The organism is Virgisporangium ochraceum (assembly GCF_016863655.1).
GTDB lineage: Bacteria > Actinomycetota > Actinomycetes > Mycobacteriales > Micromonosporaceae > Virgisporangium > Virgisporangium ochraceum.
The window spans coordinates 1-17297 of the sequence record NZ_BOPH01000109.1 but is presented as its reverse complement, the minus strand read 5'-3'; the positions used below and the strand labels follow the sequence as shown (position 1 = coordinate 17297).

The window sequence follows — 17297 nt, the reverse complement described above, 5'->3', positions numbered from 1 at the left end:
CGACATGACCCGCCTCTTCAACGACCCCGCGGCGTTCGCCGACGAGATGACCGAGGGCTTCGTGGCCGCGCACGGCCACCGCGTCCGGCAGGTGCCGGGCGGGGTGGTGCGCAGCACCGCGACGCCCGCGGGCCGGGTCGCCGTCGTCGTCGGCGGCGGATCGGGCCACTACCCGGCCTTCGCCGGCCTGGTCGGTCCCGGGCTCGCCGACGGTGCCGTCGTCGGCAACGTGTTCGCCTCACCGTCGGCGCGCCAGGTGGCCACGGTCGCCCGCGCCGCCGACCACGGCGGAGGGATCCTGCTGACCTACGGCAACTACGCCGGCGACTGCCTCAACTTCGACGCCGCCCAGGACGACCTGCGCGCGGCCGGCCTGGACGTCGAGACCGTCCGGGTAACCGACGACATCTTCAGCGCCCCCGACGCCGAACGCGACAGGCGCCGGGGGATCGCCGGCGACCTCGTGGTGTTCAAGGTCGCCGGAGCGGCCGCCGCCGAGGGCCGCGGCCTCGCCGAGGTCGCCGCGCTGGCGCGCCGGGCGAACGACCGCACCCGCACGATGGGCGTCGCGTTCTCCGGCTGCACGCTGCCCGGCGCGGCGGAGCCGCTGTTCACCGTCCCCGGTGGACGGATGGCGATCGGCCTCGGCATCCACGGCGAGCCGGGCTTCGCCGAGCAGGCACTGCCCACCGCCGACGGGCTCGCCGACCTGCTGGTGGAACGGCTGCTCGTCGAACGACCCGACAAGGGTGACAGGGCGGCGGTGCTGCTGAACGGGCTCGGCTCGGTGAAGCACGAGGAGCTGTTCGTCGTGTACCGCCGCGTCGCGGAAAGGCTCGCCGGCGCGGGCGTCACGATCGTCGCACCCGAGGTCGGCGAGCTGTGCACCAGCTTCGACATGGCCGGCGTCTCGCTCACGCTCGCCTGGCTCGACGCCGACCTCGAACGGCTGTGGCTCGCACCGGCCGACGCCGCCGGCTTCCACCGCGGCCGGGCCGCGTTGGTCCCGGCCGCCGCGCAGGTCGAGGTCGCGCCGAAGGTGGAGATCGAAGTCCCCGAGGCGGACCGGGAATCGCGCGACGCCGCGGCCGTCGTCGTGGAGGTGCTGCACGCGATGGCGGTGACCATCGACGCGCACGCCGACGAGCTCGGCCGCATCGACGCGGTGGCCGGCGACGGCGACCACGGCATCGGAATGCGACGCGGCACGGGAGCCGCCGCCGCGGCCGCCCGCGACGCGTACGACCGGGGCGCGGGCGCCGGCTCGCTGCTGACAGCGGCCGCGCAGGCGTGGTCGGACCGGGCCGGCGGCACGTCCGGCGCTCTGTGGGGCGTTGCCCTGCGAAGCTTCGGTAGAACAGTCGGCGACCACGGGCGTCTCGACGAAGAAACGACGGCGCGTGCGTTGCGCGCGGCGCGCGAGGCGGTCTGCGCCGCGGGCGGCGCCGAGCCGGGCGACAAGACCATGGTCGACGCGCTGATCCCGCTCGACCTCGCGTTCGCGGCGACTGTGCGCGGCGGCGGCGCGGCCGTCGACGCGTGGGACGCCGCCGCCACGGCCGCGGAGAAGGCCGCCGACAACACCCGGAACCTGTTGCCCCGCAAGGGACGCGCGCGACCGCACGCCGAGCGCAGCCTCGGCACCCCCGACGCGGGCGCAGTGTCGCTCAGCCTCGTCGCGCGCACCGTCCACGATGTACTGAGGAAGGTCAGCTCATGAGCAAGCTCCGCATCGTCGTCGGTGCCGACGACGCCGGATACGACTACAAGGAGACCCTGAAGGCCGACCTCCGGGGCAGCGACCGCGTGGAGTCCGTCGTCGACGTCGCCGACACCCCCGACCGGCCGTACCCGGACGTGGCCATCGCGGCCGCGGAACTGGTCGCCAGCGGAAGCGCCGACCGCGCGCTGCTGGTGTGCGGCACCGGCCTCGGCGTGGCGATCGCGGCGAACAAGGTGCCCGGCATCCGTGCCGTCACCGCGCACGACAGCTTCTCGGTGGAGCGTTCGGTGCTGAGCAACAACGCCCAGGTACTCACGTTCGGGCAGCGCGTCATTGGGCTGGAGCTGGCCCGCCGGCTGGCACAGGAGTGGCTGACCTACGAGTTCGACGACGCGTCGGCGTCGGCGGGGAAGGTCGGCCGGATCACGGCCTACGAGGCGCGATGAGACGGGTCATCGGGGTCAGCCTGAAGATGTACTTCGGGTACGGGCAGACGCTGCGTTGGTGCCGGTCCATTGTGGACCGGGTCGGCGACCACCCGGCGCTGCGCGACGGAACCGTGGAGCTGTTCGTGCTGCCGGCGTTCCCCGCGATCGCACCGGTCACAGACATCCTGCGCGGCACACCGATCGCGGTCGGCGCGCAGACTCTGTCCACAGAGGACAGTGGGGCGCACACCGGTGAGGTGAGCGGCGGGATGCTGGCCGAGGCCGGCTGCCGGTACGTCGAGGTCGGGCACGCCGAACGCCGCGCGCTGTACGGCGAGGACGAAGCGACGGTCGCGGCCAAGACCGCGGCGGCGCTGCGCAACGGGCTCGTTCCGGTGCTGTGCCTCGGTGAACGGCACCGGATGCCGGCGCTCGACGCGGCCGCGGAGTGCACGCGCCAGCTCGCCTCCGCGCTGCGCGCCGCGCCCGCCGGACCGGTGACGGTCGCGTACGAACCGGTCTGGGCCATCGGCGCCGACCGGCCGGCCGACGCCGCGCACATCGCGGCCGTCTGCGCCGAACTGCGCGACTTCCGGCCCGGGTGCTCGGTCATCTACGGCGGAAGCGCCGGGCCCGGGCTGCTGACCCGGCTCGGCTGGGCGGTCGACGGCCTGTTCCTGGGCCGGTTCGCGCACGACCCGGCGGCGCTCGCCGACGTGCTCGACGAGGCCGTGGGGTGCCCGGCGTGATCGGGCTGAGCACCTACGCGTTCTTCTGGCGGTGGCACGCGGAGACGAACCCGCGACCGATCGACCTCCACGACATGCTCGACCGCACCGCCGACCTCGGCGCGCCGCTGTTCCAGATCTGCGACTACCCGCTGGTCGAGGGGTACGACCCGGCCAGGCTCAGGGCGCACGCCGACCGCCGGGGGGTCACGTTGGAGCTCGGAACCCGGGGAACGGCACCGGATCACCTGGCCCGCTACCTGTCGCTGGCCCGCGCCCTGGACGTCACCCTGGTACGCAGCATGCTCACGACGGACCGCGACGACGCGGTGGCCGCGCTGCGCGAGGCGCTGCCGGCCTACGAACGGGCCGGCGTCACGCTCGCGCTGGAGACCTACGAGAAGGTGCCCACGGCGACGCTCGTCGAGGTCGTGTCCACAGTGGACTCGCCGGCGCTGGGCATCTGCCTCGACCCGGCGAACTGCGTCGCCGCGCTCGAACACCCCACGGAGACGGTCACGAAGACCGCCGCGTGGGTGCGCAACCTGCACGTCAAGGACTTCGCGTTCACGCGGCGCGACGGCTGGGTGGGCTTCACGCTCGCCGGCTGCCCGCTCGGCGAGGGCCTGCTCGACTACGCCGCGATGGTCGCCGCCGTACGGCCGGCCGGACGCGGGATCAACCAGGTCATCGAGCACTGGCTGCCCTGGCAGGGCGACAGCGCCACGACCTGCGCGCTCGAAGACACCTGGACCGCCACCAACCTGGAAACCCTGAGGAGCTGGAACCCATGACAACACTCACCATCGCGGTCGTCGGAGCGGGCGGCAAGATGGGCATGCGCATCTCGAACAACCTGCAGCGCGGCGCCCACACCGTCTACTACTGCGAGACCGGCGAGGCCGGCATCCGGCGCACCGAAGACGCCGGCCGCACCGTCACCGACACGGACACCGCGGTCGCCAACGCCGACGTCGTCATCCTGTCGGTGCCCGACATCGCGCTCGGGCCGGTGTCGGCGGCGGTGGTGCCCCGGGTGCGTCCCGGCACGATCGTGCTGACCCTCGACCCGGCCGCCGCCTACGCGAACCTGCTGTACCAGCGCGAGGACATCGAGTACGCCGTCGCGCACCCGTGCCACCCGTCGGTGTTCCTGCAGCGGAAGACGAAAGAGGAACTGGACGACACGTTCGGCGGCATCGCGGCGCCGCAGGACGTGGTCGCGGCGATCGAGTCCGGCGACGCGGCGGCCGCGGAGACCGCCGAGCGGGTGATCCGCGAGATGTACGCGCCGGTGCTCGAGGTGCACTGGGTCACCGTGAAGCAGTTGGCGTACCTCGAGCCGACGCTCGTCGAGGTGGTCGCCTGCATGATCGGCGACCTCCTCAACGACGCGCTGCGCGAGACCGTCGACACCGTCGGCGTGCCGGAGCCGGCCGCCCGCGCGATGCTGATGGGCCACGTGCAGGTGGCGCTGGCGAACGGGCTGCGCGGCGACAACCCGTTCTCCGACGCCTGCCTCATCGCGATGGACTACGGCCGCCAGAAGCTCATCAAGGACGACTGGCGGTCCATCTTCGACGACGCCGAACTCGACAGCGTCCTCAAGCAGATGCTGCACCTCGACCACATCCACCGCTGAGCGTCACTCCCGCGTGAGCGGCTCCAGGATCGCGGCCGTGGAGGGCTGGTGCAGGTGCCGCGCCCAGTCCAGCGGCGTCGCCTGGAAGCGCCCGTCGCGCAGCTGCGGGTCGGCGCCCAGCTCCAGGAGCCGGCGCACCAGATCGACGTCGCCGTTGCCGGCGGCGTGGTGCAGCGCGGTCTCCCACCCCTGCTCCACCGGCGCGTCGCCGCGTCCGTAGGCGTTCACGTCGAACCCGAGGTCGGCCAGGAGCGCGGCGGTGTCGGCCGACGCCCGGGCCGCGGCCCACACCATGAGGCCCGGGCGGGCCTTCCGGGCCCGCTCGACCGCGTCGGGGTGCGCCGCGCGGATACCGTCCACTGTGGACCGGTCGGCGCGGAACGCGGCGGCGATGAGCTCGCGCACGGGATCCGGCGCGGGCGGCGCGGCGCCGTGCTCCACGAGGAGCGCGGCGAGGTTTGGATCGCCGTTCAGCTCGGCCAGCTCGGCCGGCGTCTGCCCGTCACCCGGGCTCCACGCCGGCCCGGTGCCCTCGAACGGCGCGCCGACGTCGACGCCGTTGGCGGCCAGCAGCCGCACCCTGGCCGCCTGCCGGTGCTCGACCGCCCACCGCAGCTGCACGCGCAGCATCCGGTCGGGCGGGTCGAGGTCGGGGATCCGCCGGCGCCACGGGCCGCCGTCGCCGGTGCCGAGGCCGTACTCGAACAGCAGCTCGAGGTGCGAGTCGTCGGACTCGAACATGCGGTTGTACAACGTCTGCGCGTCGTTCGGGTCGGCGCCGGCGTCGAGCAGCAGCCGCGCCAGCTCCCGCCACCGCGGATGCGTCGGCTGGCGCCGCGGTCCCTGCTCGCCGTGTCCGAACACGCCGGTGAGCGCGGTGAACGGCGACGGCAGCGAGTTCCAGAGGTAGCCGTCGTTCGGGTCGGCGCCGGCGTTCAGCAGCAACCGGGCCACGGACTCCGCGCCCAGCGCCGGTTCCAGCCGCGAGTACGTGAGGTACAGCAACGGCCGCCACCCGAACGGGCCGCCGCGTTCGGTCGCCAGCGCGGGCCGTTCGTCGAGCAGCCGCCGCACGTCGCCGGGCCGGGCGGCGGCCGCGGCGGCCCAGATGCTCGTCGCCGTCAGGTCGGGCCGGTCGGCGAGCAGCCGCCGGGCCCGCTCCCACCGCTCGGGCCCGTCGTCGCCGGTGTAGGTCAGGCACGCGAGCCGGCACAGCTCGTCGGCGGGGTCGTCCGCCGGCGCGGCGCCGAGCCGGCTGTCGAAGCCGTGTTCGGCAACCGTTTCGAGGTACCGCACGAGCCTCGGCCAGCTGGCGAAGCCGTACTCGCGCGCCACCACGAACTGGGCGGCGGTCAGCTTCAGGCCGTCGGGTGCGGCGTCTTTCATGTGACGCACGACCCGCGCGATCGCGTCTGGTTCGCTTGCCCGTGCGTCCCTTTGCAGGGCACGCGCCTGTCGACGGAAGCTGTCGATGTCGGGGTGGTCGGGCAGGTCTTTGGTAGGCACAGCTGCCTCCTCTCGTCTGCCTGATGTCCGCTCGGTCAGGCCGAAAGGAGTGCGTGGGTGACACTCGGAACGCACCCAGGTGGGCTGTGCCCGTTTCCGCGGACCGGTGGCTCCCTGGGTAGCCGCCGGCCAGTCTACGGTGGCGCCATGCAGCCTGTCACGGCCACGTACGAGATCACGGCCGAGGATCCGGCCGCCCGGGCGCTGCTCGTCGCGGTCGAGCAGAGCCACGAGCTACCCACGGAACTGGCGCCGTCGAACGCCGTGCGCGATTCGCTGGCGCACGTGCGCTCGGTGGTCGAGCGACCCGGACGGCCGGCGCTGGTGACCGTCGACTACCCGGCCGACCTCGCCGGCGGCGAGCTGTCGCAGCTGCTGGTGCTGCTGCTCGGAAACGTGTCGCTGCAGGACGGCGTGCGGCTCGTCGACCTCGACCTGCCGGCGGCGCTCGTCGCGGCGATGCCCGGCCCGCGGCTGGGTGTCGCGGGGGTGCGGGCGCTGGTCGGTGAGCCGACGCGTCCGCTGCTCGCGACCGCGCTCAAGCCCGTCGGGGCGACCGGCGGCCAGCTGGCCGACCTCGCCTCGGCCGTCGCCGCGGGCGGGCTGCACGTCATCAAGGAGGACCAGGGGCTGGCGAACCAGCCGTGGGCGCCGTTCCGGGAGCGGGTGCCGCGGGTGGCCGAGGCGGTGCGGCGCGCCAACCCGTCGAGCGCCTACCTGCCCGTGGTCGACGGCGGCCCGGAGCAGCTCCGGTTCGCCCGCGACAGCGGCGCGCACGGCGTCGTCGTCCTGCCCGGGGTCGCCGGGTTCGCCGCGCTGGCGCGCGCCGCCGACCTGTTCGAGGGTGGGATGGTGCTCGCACACCCGTCGTTCCTGGGCGGGTTCACCGCCTCGGCGACCCACGGCATCGCACCCGACGTGCTCTTCGGCACGCTGCTGCGGCTCGCCGGTGCCGACGCCACGATCTTCCCGAGCTGGGGCGGGCGGTTCAGCCTCACCCGGGAACAGTGCCTGGCGATCGCCGACGCGGCCCGCCGTCCGCTGCGCGGGCTGCCGCCCATCCTCCCCGCACCGGGCGGCGGCATGTCGGTGGCCCGCGCACCCGAACTGCTGGGCGCATACGGTCCCGACACGATCTTCCTCATCGGCGCCGACCTCCACCGCGACGGTGACCCCCGACGCGCCGCCGAACACCTCGTGGCGGCTACGAGCCGACGCGGATGAACGCGGCGACCGCCGGGTCGGCGCGCAACGCCGCGAGGTCTCCGGCGGTCGGCAGCACCGGGCGGTCGCGGTCGACCGTCACCGAGCACAGGAAACCGAGCGGCTCGTCGTCGGCGGCGCGGAACTGGTGCCAGCCCCGGCTCGGCACGAACACCACGTCGTGGAGGGCCAGCGGGACCACCCGGTCGACGACCAGTGCGCGGCCGCTGCCCCGGATCGGCACCACCACGTGGGTGTGTTCGTGGCGCTCGAGCGTGGTCCACCCGCCGGGGCCGACCTCGAAGTAGCGCAACGACGTGCCCTGCCCGTGTCCGGCGTCGGTGAGCACCTGGCGGGTGACCGCGCGGAACGTGCCGTTGTCCTCCTTGTAGGCGAGGACCTCGCCGCCCTCCCACACGAAGGGCTCGCGTTGCCGGCGGTGGTTCACAGGATCGATCGTAGGTGGTCGATGACCTCGCGGGCATCGTCCTCGATGCCGTGGATGAACGTCGACCGGCGCCGCCGCAGCACCGGCAGGCCCAGCGCGTACAGGCCGGGGCTGTCGACGACCACGCCGCCGTCGTGGTTCAGGCGGCCCTTCGCGTCGACCACCGGCACGTCGAGCCAGCTGTAGTCGGGCCGGTAGCCGGTGGCCCAGACGATCGTGCGGATCTCGCCCCGCAGGTCGAGCTTCCATGGCGGCTTCGCCGGCGTGCGGGTCGGCTCGGGGCGCTCGGGGTCGCCCGCGTCGTGCCCGTTCGCGGCGGCCCACTCGTCGAACGAGTCCAGCAGGCGCTCCAGCTTCAGGTCGGCGAGGGAGAACACGTTGCGCAGGCCACCGGAGAACAGCGCGTCTCCGTCCCGGATCGAGGCCAACCGACCGACCAGCGCGACATCGGCCGCGGTGAGCGCGTTGAGATCGAGCGTGCGCCGCTCCGGGGTGCCGACCAGCTGCGGCGACGGGAGCCGGCGGGCCCGGTCGAGGTCGTCGACCTCGTCGTAACGCTGGCTCCAGATGCCGGTGGCGTCCATCCACCACAGCACGTCGTGGCCGCGGTACGTGCGCGGCATCCGGACGTGCTCACCCACCGACAGGGTCACCGGCCGGCCCGACTGCCGGATCTCGTGCGCCAACTGCACGCCGGTGGCGCTCGCGCCGACGACGAGCACGCCGCCCTCGGCGAGCTTGTCGGGGCCGCGGTAGTCGAACGCGGTCACCTGGTCGACCTCCGCCGGCACCGCCGCGCTCAGCGGGGGGACCGACGGGACGTTGCAGGCGCCGCTCGCGATGACCACGGCCCGGCACCGGAGCTCACCGTCGTCGGTGAGCACGCGGTAGCCGCCGTCGACGCGCGTGACGCTCTCGACGGTCGTGTTCGTGCGGACCGGCGCCCGCGCCACCCGGGCGAAGTGGTCGATGAAGTCGACCACTTCGCCCATGGACATGTAGCCGTCGGGGTTGTCACCGGTGTACCGGTGCCCGGGCAGCCGGCTCTGCCAGTTCGGCGTCAGCAGGCGCAGCGAGTCCCAGCGCTCGGTGCGCCACGAGTTCGCCACCTCGCCGCGTTCGAGGACCACGTGGTCGATCGACCGCTCGGTGAGGAAGTGGCTGGCGCTGAGACCCGCGTGTCCGGCCCCGACGACGACAACATCGACCTGTTCAGGCAACTTCGACCGTGACGTCCGTCGGGTTGGTGAGCGCGTCGAACACGGCGGACCGCTTCTGCGACTGGGCCACCAGCGCCTCGATCTCCTGCTTCGACGCGTCGGCGTCGATGTGGAACGTCACCTTGATGTCGTTGAAGCCGTTGCGGACGTCGCTGTCGGCGCCGAGGATGCCGCGGATGTCGTGGTGACCCTCCAGGGTCGCCTCGACCGAGCGGAGCTGGATGCCCCGGTTCTGTGCGACGGACGCCACACCGGCGGTGAGGCAGGACGCGAGACCCACGAGGAGGTACTCGATCGGGGTGATGCCCTCGTCGGTGGCGGCGAAGACCTCGGGGTGGTCGGCGTCGAACGCGTGCTCGGCCTTGTGGTTCTGTTCGGCGCCGAGGCCGAAGAACTTCTGTACCTTCGTGGTGCTGGCGACACCGTTCTTCCACTGCGACTGCGCGCGCCAGGTGAACTGGGCGGCCTCGGGCGCGCCCTTCAACACCTCGCGGGCGTCGAGCAGTGCCTGAACATTGACACCGTTGTCGGTCGAAGTGGTCATATGCTTCGCCTCACTTTCTTCACAACCCCCGTTCAACCTACCGGGGTGATAGACAATAACGCGGAAAGAACGGAACCTCGAAATGAATCCCATCGGCACCGTAGAGACCCAGTTCCTGGACCTTCCCGGGCCGGTGCGGTTGGACTCTAACCGGGAACTGGGCCCGATCCGTATCGCCTTTGAGACATACGGCACCCTCGCGCCGTCGCGCGACAACGTGATTCTCGTCTGCCACGCGCTCAGTGGCGATGCTCACGCGGCGGGCGTGTCGCCGTCTCCGTCGGCCGACAGCACGCGAGACGGGTTCGCCGCCGAGGACCGCGACGGCACCGCCGGCCGGGGCCTCGGGTGGTGGGACGGGATGATCGGGCCCGGCAAGGCGTTCGACACCGACCGGTACTTCGTGGTGTCGACGAACCTGCTCGGTGGCTGCAAGGGCACGACGGGACCGTCGTCGACCGACCCGGCCACCGGAAAGCCGTACGGGTCGGACTTTCCCGTCATCACCGTCGCCGACATGGTCCGCGTGCAGCGGTCGTTCCTCTCCGCGCTCGGCATCGCGCGGCTCGCCGCCGTGGCCGGCGGATCGCTGGGCGGCATGCAGGCGCTGGAGTGGGCGGTGCGGTACCCCGACGACGTCGACTCGATCGTGGTGATCGCGAGCACACACGCGCTGCACCCGCAGGGCCTCGCGTGGAACGCGATCGCGCGCGAGGCCATCATGCGCGACCCCGCGTGGCAGGGCGGCCACTACTACGGCACCGGTCGGAAACCCGACGGTGGCATGGGTGTCGGCCGGATGGTGGGGCACATCACGTACCTGTCGGCGCTGGCGCTGGGGGACAAGTTCGGCCGGCGCCTGCAGTTCGCCGACGACGTGCGGTACACCATCACCGAGCCCGAGTTCGAGGTGGAGAGCTACCTGCGCCACCAGGCCGACTCGTTCGTGCGGCGCTTCGACGCCAACACCTACCTGTACCTGTCGCGCGCGCTGACCTACTTCGACCTCGGCCGCGAGCACGGCTCTCTGGACAAGGCGCTGGAGAATGTCAGGGCCCGGGCTCTTCTGATCGCCTTCAGCAGTGACTGGCTTTACCCACCGGTCGCCTCGGAGGAGATCGAGGCCGCGCTGCGTAAGCTGGGCAAGCCGGTCGAGTACCACCTGATCGACGCGCCCTACGGGCACGACTGCTTCCTCCTCGAGGAGGCCCGCCAGACGCCCATCATCCGGAGATTCCTGTGCGAGTAGAAGAAGAGCGCGAGTTCGGATTCGAGACCCGGCAGCTGCACGCCGGTCAGCGGCCCGACCCCAACACGGGTGCCCGCGCGGTGCCCATCTTCCAGACCACCAGCTACGTGTTCGAAGACCCCGAGTCGGCGGCCGCTTACTTCAACCTCCAGGAGTACGGCAACACGTACTCGCGCATCATGAACCCGACGGTCGCGGTGTTCGAGGAGCGCGTGGCGAACCTGGAGGGCGGCGTCGGGGGAGTGGCGTTCGCCAGCGGCATCGCCGCGCAGGCGGCCGCGCTGTTCACGTTGCTCCAGCCGGGTGACCACGTGGTGTCCAGCTCCGCGCTGTACGGCGGCACGGTCAACCAGTTCAAGCACCTGCTGCGCAAGATGAACGTCGAGCTGTCGTGGGTCGACCCCGACGACCCCGACGCCTGGCGGCAGGCCGTGCGACCGAACACGAAGGCGTTCTTCGGCGAGACGATCGGCAACCCGGCCGGCAACGTGCTCGACATCGAGACCGTGGCGACGATCGCGCACGAGCACGACCTGCCCCTGATCGTCGACAACACGTTCGCCACGCCGTACCTGTGCCGCCCGATCGAGTGGGGCGCCGACATCGTCATCCACTCGGCCACCAAGTTCATCGGCGGGCACGGCACCAGCATCGGCGGGGTCGTGGTCGAGGCGGGCACGTTCAACTGGTCCAACGGCCGGTTCCCGGTGATCGCCGAGCCGTCGCCGGCCTACCACGGCCTGCAGTTCCACGAGACGTTCGGCACGTACGGCTACCTCATGAAGCTGCGTGCCGAGACCCTGCGCGACCTCGGCGGCGCGATGTCGCCGTTCAACGCGTTCCTGTTCCTGCAGGGCCTGGAGACGCTGTCGCTGCGCATGGAGCGCCACGTCGGCAACGCGCTCGCCGTCGCGGCTTTCCTCGACGCGCATGAGCTCGCCTCGAACGTCACCTACCCCGGGCTGCCGGGGAGCAGGTACCGGCCGCTGGTCGAGAAGTACCTCGCGCGCGGCGCCGGCGCGGTGTTCTCGTTCGACTGCGCGGGCGGCCGCACCGGTGGGCAGGACCTCATCCGCGGCGTGTCCCTGTGGTCGCACCTGGCCAACGTCGGCGACGCCAAGAGCCTGATCATCCATCCGGCCAGCACCACCCACCGCCAGCTCGGCGACGACGAGCTGCGCGCGGCGGGGGTGGCACCGGGCACCGTGCGGTTGTCGGTCGGCACCGAGTCGGTCGACGATCTGATCTGGGACCTGGAGCAGGGCTTCGCGAAAGTGGCGGCACATGGATCTCGCTAAGTACCAGAACGCGGAGACCATCCAGCGGGTCATCAGCACCGCGAAGACGATCGCGATCGTCGGCCTGTCGAACAACGAGCTGCGGGCGAGCTACTTCGTCGGCTACTACCTCAAGCGCCACGGCTACCGGGTGATCCCGGTCAACCCGCGCGAGAAGGAGATCCTGGGCGAGGCCAGCTACCCGAGCCTCGCCGACGTGCCGGTGCCCGTCGACATCGTCAACGTGTTCCGGGCGCCGGCCGCGCTGCCCGGGATCGCCGCCGAGGCGGTCGCCATCAGGGCGGGCACCCTGTGGTGCCAGTTCGGCGTCATCAACGAGGAGGGCGCCCGGATCGCGGAGGACGAGGGCGTCGCCGTGGTGATGGACCGCTGCATCAAGATCGAGCACGCCCGCTACCTGGGCCGCATGCACTGGCTCGGCTTCAACACGCAGCGCATCACCTCGGTCCGCACCGGCCTCCAGTAACCGCGGCCATCCCCGCGCCGATCTTGCAGGTGTGGCCCCACCTAAAACACGACATGTCGGCACATAGGTGCGGCCATGACTGCAAGATCGGCGCTCACCAGGCAGGGGGCGGTGGGAGCGGGCCGCGACCCGTCAGAGTCCCTTCGACCTCCGTGGCGGCGGTGCCGGGAACGACACCGGTCTGTCGGCGGTATCGGCGCGCAGGTCCCGGCGTGGTGGTGCTCGCCGATAAGGGGCCCGGCCGGCGGGCACGACTGGCGCACCAACGCCGACATCAAACGCTGCCTCACCGTCAAGATTCCGCCACCCGCTCCGACCACCGTCGGCGGGTGTCCGCGGTGGACCCCGGGAGGAGCGGAGCATGTCACCGAACAAGCGGCTGGTCGAGGCCTATCTCGACGGCTTCCGGACCAACGACCACGCCCGGATCCTGGCGTGCCTGACCGACGACATCCGCTGGACCGTGTACGGCCACTTCCAGCTGACCGGCAAGCAGGCCTACGACGTGGCGATCGAGGGCCCGGGCTGGGCCGGCCCTCCGCGGCTCGACGTCGTGCGGATGGTCGAGGAGGGCGACACCGTCATGGCCGAGCTGAGCGGGTGGGCACCGCAGGCGGAGGGCGATCCGGTCCGCATGTCGATGGCGGAGGTGTTCGTGATCCGCGACGGGCTGATCGCCGAGCGGCGGGCCTGGGTCATCCCGCTCACCGAGAACGACCACCGCTGACCGGCGGGCGCGGCTGACCGGCGGGCACGTCGGAGCAGAGAGCCGCCTGCCCGGCGCGTCAGCGCCTGGCCAGGCGGCGTTCGCCGGAGATGCCGGTCGCGTAGGGGAGCTGGTAGTGCGCGAACACCCTGGGCTCGTCGGCGGCGGTCAGCTCACCGTCGGTGTCGATGGTGGGGGCCTCGCCGACCAGCTTCTTGTCGTAGCGCACGCGCACGGCGTCGGGCATCACGGTGGCGCCGGCGGCCGGGACGAACGCCAGCCGGTGCCGGCCGATGAAACCGACCCGCACGGTGAGGAACGCGGGCTCGTCGGAGGCGGTGTCGACGTACACCGCCTCCAGCTCGCCGATCTTGTCGCCGTTGGGGTCGATGACCTTCTCGCCTCGCCAGTCGCGCAGGTTCTCAGCGGAAAACATGACGCTCACGTGCCCGGTGCGGGCATGTGGGAAACCAGCGGGAGCAGGCGTTCTGGCGTCACTACACACCCGTGTAGTAAATTGCACACGTGAGTAGCATCCCCGCGTCCGAGGATCTCACCGCCCGTGCGCGAATCCGCGACGCGGCCCTGCAGCTGTTCGCCGAGCACGGGGTCGCCAACGCGTCGATCCGTGACATCGCGGCCGCGGCCGGGGTGTCGTCGGGGCTGATCCGGCACCACTTCGGGTCCAAGGAGGCGCTCCGCGACGCCTGCGACACCTACGCGATGGACCGGATCACGCGGCTGCGCGAGGAGGCCTTCGCCAACGGTCACCTGGCCGAGGACGCCCTCATGGGCGCGCAGACCCCCATGATGCGGCTGCTGCAGCGGTACCTGATGAAGTCGATGCTCGACGGCTCCGAGGCCGCCGCCGTGATGTTCGACGACGTCGTGCGGCAGGCCGAGGAGTGGCTGCGGGCAGCCGGGGCGCAGACCCGCGACCTGCGGGCGACCGCCGTCGTGCTGTGTGTCATGCAGGTCGCCGGGTTCCTCATGCCGGCCGAGATCTCCCGGGCGCTCGCCGTCGACGTGAACTCCGACGCCGGCCGCGTCCGCCTGTACCACGGCATGGTCGACCTGATGGCCAACGCGTTGCTCACGCCCGACCAGACAGCCGACATCCACACCGCGATCGACCGGTTGGCGGAAGGAGCCTGACCATGACCGCCACGATCCGAACCGAGGGCCTGGTCAAGACGTTCGGGCGCACCCGTGCCCTCGACGGGCTCGACCTGACCGTGAACGCCGGCGAGGTGCACGGCTTCCTGGGGCCGAACGGCGCCGGGAAGACCACCACCATCCGGATCCTGCTGGGCCTGCTGCGGGCGGGCGCCGGCCGGGCCGAGGTACTCGGCCGCGACCCGTGGACCGACGCGGTGGCGCTGCACCGTCGCGTCGCGTACGTGCCCGGCGACGTGAGCCTGTGGCCTAACCTCACCGGCGGCGAGGCGATGGACCTCCTCGGAGCGCTCCACGGGAACGGCCGCCAGGACCGGCGCACGCTCGTCGACCGCTTCCAGTTCGATCCCGGCCGGCGCTGCCGCACCTACTCGAAGGGGAACCGGCAGAAGGTCGCGCTGGTCGCGGCGTTCGCGTCGCGGGCCGACCTGTTCATCCTCGACGAGCCGACCTCCGGCCTGGACCCGCTGATGGAGGCCGCCTTCCAGGAGACCGTGCGCGAGGCCGCCGCCCGGGGCGCGACCGTGCTGCTGTCGAGCCACATCTTCGCCGAGGTGGAGGCGCTGTGTTCGCGGGTCAGCATCATCCGTGACGGCGTCACCGTCGAGACCGGGACACTGGCCGACCTGCGTCACCTCGCCCGCACGTCCGTCACCGTCGAGACGGCCGGGCCGATCGACGGCCTGGCCGACCTTCCGGGTGTGCACCACCTCGACGTCGACGGCCCGCGGGCCACCTTCGACGTCGACCCCGACGCGCTGCCCGGGCTGCTGCGCCACCTCGCCGACCGCGACGTGCGGGCGCTCACCAGCCGCCCGCCGACGCTCGAGGAGCTGTTCATGCGCCACTACCGCCCGGCGGACGTCCGGTGAGCGGCACGCTCCGGCTGCTGCGCCTCGCGCTGCGGCGCGACCGCGTCCAGCTCCCGGTCTGGATCCTGGCGTCCGCGGCCGTGCTCGCGGCCGGCGTCGCCGCCGTCGTCGACGAGTTCCCCGACGCGCGGGGCCGCGCCGACGCGCTGCGGGTCGCCGCGGGCAGCCCGGCCGTGCTGCTGATGCGCGGCACCCCGGTCGGTACCGGCCCCGGCGCGCTGGTGAGCTTCCGCAACCTCGCGTTCACGCTGGTGCTGGTCGCGCTGATGAGCACGTTCGCGGTCGTGCGTCACACCCGGCAGGACGAGGAGACCGGCCGCGCCGAACTGGTCCGCGCCGGTGCCGTCGGCCGGCGGGCTCCCCTGGCCGCGGCGCTCCTCCTCGCCGGCGCAGCCGGCCTGCTGTTCGGGCTGGCGACGACCGGCACGCTGCTGGCCACCGGGCTCCCGGCCGCGGGGTCGGTGGCGTTCGGAGCCGCCTGCGCCGTCACCGGCTGGGTGTTCGCCGGGCTGGCCGCCGTCGCCGCGCAGGTGTTCCGCTCCTCCCGCGCCGCCAACGCGTGCGCCGCGTCCGCGGTCGGCGTCGCGTTCCTGGTCCGCGGCGTCGGCGACGCCCTCGGCGACCCGGTTCCCGGCGGCGTCACCGTCGCCAGCGGCTGGCCGTCGTGGCTGTCGCCGCTGGGCTGGGGCATGCTGGTCCGGCCGTTCGGCGCCGAGCGCTGGTGGGTGCTGGCGCTACCGGTGGTATGCGCCGCTCTCGCGGTCACCTCGGCTTTTCTGCTGGCGACGCGCCGCGACCTCGGCACCGGCCTGGTGCCCGACCGCCCCGGCCCGACGACCGCCTCGCGCGCGCTGCTCGGCCCGTTCGGCCTCGCCTGGCGCATGAACCGCGCCACGACGATCGGCTGGGTGCTCGGCGCCGCCGCGTTCGGCGTCGGGATCGGCTCGCTCGGCGGCACGGTCACCGATGCCTTCGGCGGCGACAACGGGGTCGCCGACCTCCTGGACCGGCTCGCCGGCGGTGGCGGCGCCGCCCCGGTCGACGCCTACTACGGCGCGATGATGAACGTCTTCGGGGTGCTGGCGGCCGCGTTCGCGGTGCAGGCCCTGCTGCGGCTGCGGTCGGAGGAGTCGGGCGGCGCGGCCGAGGCGGTGCTGTCGGCCGCCGTCGGCCGCACCCGCTGGGTCGCCGCGCACGTCGCGTGCGCGGTCGGCGGGGCCGCCGTCGTGCTGCTGGCCGCGGGCGTCGGCGCCGGGTCCGCCGACCGTGCCTCCGGCGGGGATACGGGCGTTCCCACCCTCGTGTGGGCGGCGCTGTCCCAGCTTCCGGGAGCGCTGGTCGTGGCCGGGTTCGTCGTGCTCGTGTTCGGTGGCCTGCCGCGGGCGGTGGCGGCGGTGGCCTGGGCCGGCCTGGCGGTGAGCATCGCGTGCGGGCTGCTCGGAGACCTGTTCGGCCTGCCGCAGGCGGTGCGCGACGTCTCCCCGTTCAGCCACGTACCCGCCCTCCCCGCGGGGCACGACGCCGCCCTGCCGCTCGCCGCCCTCGTGGCCGTGGCCGCCGTGCTCACCGCGCTGGGCATGGGCCTGTTCCGCCGCCGCGACCTCGTCCCCTGACCGTCCCCGTCGCGTGCATGACCCTGGGGCGTTGTCGCCGAGCCGGGTGGGTTCAGCGGAGGCCACGACGCGGCGAGGAGCCCAGTGCGTGCGGGCGGATCCGAGGGCGGATTCGGGGGTGTTCCTCGGCCCGGACGTCGGCAGGGACGGCCATCACGCGGTCGGGCCGGCCAGGAAACGGCGCCGCCGGCGTTCTGCGCGGAGCGCGGTCGTCGACCAGCCGCATCGATCGGCGCCTACCGACAGCTGGCGCGGGCCAGCGGGCACGAAGCGGCCCACCTCCCGGGGCTGGCCGTGCGCCGCATCGCCGACCCGCACCCCGGCACGCCTGGTCAATCCGCCACGCCGCTCACCGGCCGGGTCAGGAATCACTCGTCTAAAGAGCTTTCGGGATCAGGGTTCCGCCGGCGCCTTCTCGCCAGTGAAGATGATCAACAGGGTGGCGACGGGAGCGGCCCCGACAACGGGCCAGCCA

At 72.7% G+C, this 17297-nt stretch carries 18 protein-coding genes and 1 pseudogene; 14 read left to right on the top strand and 5 right to left on the bottom strand.

The window, feature by feature from the left end; genetic code table 11:
* The first annotated feature begins 4 nt into the window (after positions 1-4).
* From Voc01_RS40155 to Voc01_RS40135, 5 genes are read left to right on the top strand one after another with little or no spacing between them, the layout of a single operon-like run.
* On the top strand, positions 5-1720 hold the full coding sequence (locus Voc01_RS40155; protein WP_203932949.1) for a dihydroxyacetone kinase family protein: 1716 nt from the start codon (positions 5-7) through the stop codon (positions 1718-1720).
* Complete coding sequence (locus tag Voc01_RS40150) at positions 1717-2169, top strand: ribose-5-phosphate isomerase (protein WP_203932948.1); 453 nt, start codon at positions 1717-1719, stop codon at positions 2167-2169. Before Voc01_RS40155 ends, Voc01_RS40150 begins: the two co-directional genes overlap by 4 nt.
* The gene (locus Voc01_RS40145) at positions 2166-2900 is read left to right on the top strand and encodes a triose-phosphate isomerase family protein (protein ID WP_203932947.1); all 735 of its coding nucleotides are present in this window, start codon (positions 2166-2168) and stop codon (positions 2898-2900) included. Before Voc01_RS40150 ends, Voc01_RS40145 begins: the two co-directional genes overlap by 4 nt.
* On the top strand, positions 2897-3673 hold the full coding sequence (locus tag Voc01_RS40140) for a sugar phosphate isomerase/epimerase family protein (protein WP_203932946.1): 777 nt from the start codon (positions 2897-2899) through the stop codon (positions 3671-3673). Before Voc01_RS40145 ends, Voc01_RS40140 begins: the two co-directional genes overlap by 4 nt.
* On the top strand, positions 3670-4521 hold the full coding sequence (locus Voc01_RS40135; protein ID WP_203932945.1) for a phosphogluconate dehydrogenase C-terminal domain-containing protein: 852 nt from the start codon (positions 3670-3672) through the stop codon (positions 4519-4521). The genes Voc01_RS40140 and Voc01_RS40135 overlap by 4 nt, the downstream gene beginning before the upstream one ends.
* 3 nt (positions 4522-4524) lie before the next feature.
* Here the strand turns inward: Voc01_RS40135 and Voc01_RS40130 are convergent, their stop codons facing one another.
* Entirely contained in the window at positions 4525-6027 is a 1503-nt protein-coding gene (locus tag Voc01_RS40130) for an ankyrin repeat domain-containing protein (protein ID WP_203932944.1), read from the bottom strand.
* Between the two features lie 147 nt (positions 6028-6174).
* On the opposite strand from Voc01_RS40130, the gene Voc01_RS40125 reads away from it, so the two are divergent.
* Positions 6175-7251 carry a RuBisCO large subunit C-terminal-like domain-containing protein gene (locus Voc01_RS40125; RefSeq protein WP_203932943.1) on the top strand — a complete coding sequence of 359 codons (1077 nt, stop codon included), beginning with the start codon at positions 6175-6177 and terminating at the stop codon, positions 7249-7251.
* Here the strand turns inward: Voc01_RS40125 and Voc01_RS40120 are convergent.
* The 3 genes from Voc01_RS40120 to Voc01_RS40110 are packed head-to-tail and all read right to left on the bottom strand — an operon-like array spanning position 7232 to position 9442.
* Complete coding sequence (locus Voc01_RS40120) at positions 7232-7678, bottom strand: cupin domain-containing protein (protein ID WP_239160839.1); 447 nt, start codon at positions 7676-7678, stop codon at positions 7232-7234. The genes Voc01_RS40125 and Voc01_RS40120 overlap by 20 nt on opposite strands.
* Positions 7675-8898: an NAD(P)-binding domain-containing protein gene (locus Voc01_RS40115; RefSeq protein ID WP_203932942.1), complete on the bottom strand. Its 1224-nt coding sequence runs from the start codon at positions 8896-8898 to the stop codon at positions 7675-7677. The genes Voc01_RS40120 and Voc01_RS40115 overlap by 4 nt, the downstream gene beginning before the upstream one ends.
* Positions 8891-9442 (bottom strand): OsmC family protein, encoded by a 552-nt coding sequence (locus Voc01_RS40110; RefSeq protein ID WP_203932941.1) that lies wholly within the window; start codon positions 9440-9442, stop codon positions 8891-8893. The genes Voc01_RS40115 and Voc01_RS40110 overlap by 8 nt, the downstream gene beginning before the upstream one ends.
* 82 nt (positions 9443-9524) lie before the next feature.
* Between Voc01_RS40110 and metX the strand changes: the two genes are divergently transcribed.
* The 4 genes from metX to Voc01_RS40090 all read left to right on the top strand — a co-directional run bounded on the left by metX (position 9525) and on the right by Voc01_RS40090 (position 13182).
* Positions 9525-10691: a homoserine O-acetyltransferase MetX gene (gene metX, locus Voc01_RS40105; protein ID WP_203932940.1), complete on the top strand. Its 1167-nt coding sequence runs from the start codon at positions 9525-9527 to the stop codon at positions 10689-10691.
* Positions 10682-11989 (top strand): O-acetylhomoserine aminocarboxypropyltransferase/cysteine synthase family protein, encoded by a 1308-nt coding sequence (locus tag Voc01_RS40100; protein ID WP_203932939.1) that lies wholly within the window; start codon positions 10682-10684, stop codon positions 11987-11989. The genes metX and Voc01_RS40100 overlap by 10 nt, the downstream gene beginning before the upstream one ends.
* A complete protein-coding gene (locus tag Voc01_RS40095) occupies positions 11976-12455 on the top strand; it encodes a CoA-binding protein (protein ID WP_203932938.1) in 480 nt (159 codons plus the stop codon). Before Voc01_RS40100 ends, Voc01_RS40095 begins: the two co-directional genes overlap by 14 nt.
* Positions 12456-12816: 361 nt before the next feature.
* On the top strand, positions 12817-13182 hold the full coding sequence (locus Voc01_RS40090) for a nuclear transport factor 2 family protein (RefSeq protein ID WP_203932937.1): 366 nt from the start codon (positions 12817-12819) through the stop codon (positions 13180-13182).
* Positions 13183-13240: 58 nt separating this feature from the next.
* On the opposite strand, the gene Voc01_RS40085 is transcribed toward Voc01_RS40090, so the two are convergent.
* On the bottom strand, positions 13241-13597 hold the full coding sequence (locus Voc01_RS40085) for a PRC-barrel domain-containing protein (protein WP_203932936.1): 357 nt from the start codon (positions 13595-13597) through the stop codon (positions 13241-13243).
* A gap of 89 nt (positions 13598-13686) precedes the next feature.
* Here Voc01_RS40085 and Voc01_RS40080 point away from each other — a divergent pair, with 89 nt between their 5' ends.
* The 4 genes and pseudogenes from Voc01_RS40080 to Voc01_RS53590 all read left to right on the top strand — a co-directional run.
* The gene (locus tag Voc01_RS40080) at positions 13687-14316 is read left to right on the top strand and encodes a TetR/AcrR family transcriptional regulator (RefSeq protein WP_239160838.1); all 630 of its coding nucleotides are present in this window, start codon (positions 13687-13689) and stop codon (positions 14314-14316) included.
* A gap of 2 nt (positions 14317-14318) precedes the next feature.
* On the top strand, positions 14319-15209 hold the full coding sequence (locus Voc01_RS40075; RefSeq protein WP_203932935.1) for an ABC transporter ATP-binding protein: 891 nt from the start codon (positions 14319-14321) through the stop codon (positions 15207-15209).
* Positions 15206-16822, top strand: a complete 1617-nt coding sequence (locus tag Voc01_RS40070) for an ABC transporter permease (RefSeq protein ID WP_203932934.1) — start codon at positions 15206-15208, stop codon at positions 16820-16822. The genes Voc01_RS40075 and Voc01_RS40070 overlap by 4 nt, the downstream gene beginning before the upstream one ends.
* Before the next feature lie 88 nt (positions 16823-16910).
* Positions 16911-17146 (top strand): annotated as a pseudogene (locus Voc01_RS53590) (IS110 family transposase); the annotation flags it as partial.
* Between the last annotated feature and the right edge of the window lie 151 nt (positions 17147-17297).